The organism is Massilia sp. YIM B02443 (genome assembly GCF_030411955.1).
In the GTDB taxonomy this organism is placed as follows: domain Bacteria; phylum Pseudomonadota; class Gammaproteobacteria; order Burkholderiales; family Burkholderiaceae_D; genus Telluria.
Genome location: NZ_JASNRA010000069.1, coordinates 1 through 714, shown reverse-complemented (window position 1 = coordinate 714; position 714 = coordinate 1). Strand labels below are relative to the sequence as shown.

Sequence of the window (714 nt, the reverse complement as noted above, 5' to 3'; positions counted from 1 at the left end):
AACATCGTCTGGGTCACGCCGGAAGGCGGCGGCGGACCGAATTACCCGAACATGTAACGACTATTTTTATAACGAGACCATCATGAAAACCAAAGCCGCATTCCACTGGGACGATCCACTGCTGCTCGACGCGCAGCTCACCGATGAAGAACGCATGGTGCGCGACGCCGCCGCCGCCTACTGCCAGGACAAGCTCAAGCCGCGCATCCTGGAAGCCTTCCGCCACGAGTCGATGGACGTGTCGATCTTCCGCGAGATGGGCGAACTGGGCCTGCTTGGCCCGACCATCCCGGAACAATATGGCGGGNCATCCTGGAAGCCTTCCGCCACGAGTCGATGGACGTGTCGATCTTCCGCGAGATGGGCGAACTGGGCCTGCTTGGCCCGACCATCCCGGAACAATATGGCGGGCCGGCCCTGAACTACGTCGCCTACGGCCTGATCGCGCGCGAAGTCGAGCGCGTCGACTCGGGCTACCGCTCGATGATGAGCGTGCAGTCTTCACTGGTCATGGTGCCGATCTTTGAATTCGGCAACGAAGAGACCAGACAGAAGTATCTGCCGAAGCTGGCCAGCGGCGAATGGATCGGCTGCTTCGGACTGACCGAACCGAATCACGGCTCCGACCCGGCCTCGATGGTGACGCGCGCGCGCAAGGTCGACGGCGGCTACTCGCTCACCGGCTCGAAAATGTGGATCACCAACTCGCCAGTG

2 protein-coding genes are annotated in these 714 nt (G+C 61.7%); both read left to right on the top strand.

Features of this window, described 5'->3' with window-relative positions; translation table 11 throughout:
- Positions 1–82 precede the first annotated feature (82 nt).
- Positions 83–421, top strand: coding sequence for an acyl-CoA dehydrogenase family protein (locus tag QPK27_RS25205; RefSeq protein ID WP_374047123.1), 339 nt, complete (start codon positions 83–85; stop codon positions 419–421).
- Positions 343–714 (top strand): acyl-CoA dehydrogenase family protein (locus QPK27_RS25200; protein ID WP_374047122.1); only part of this gene is annotated, 372 nt, incomplete at its 3' end. The genes QPK27_RS25205 and QPK27_RS25200, both read left to right, overlap by 79 nt.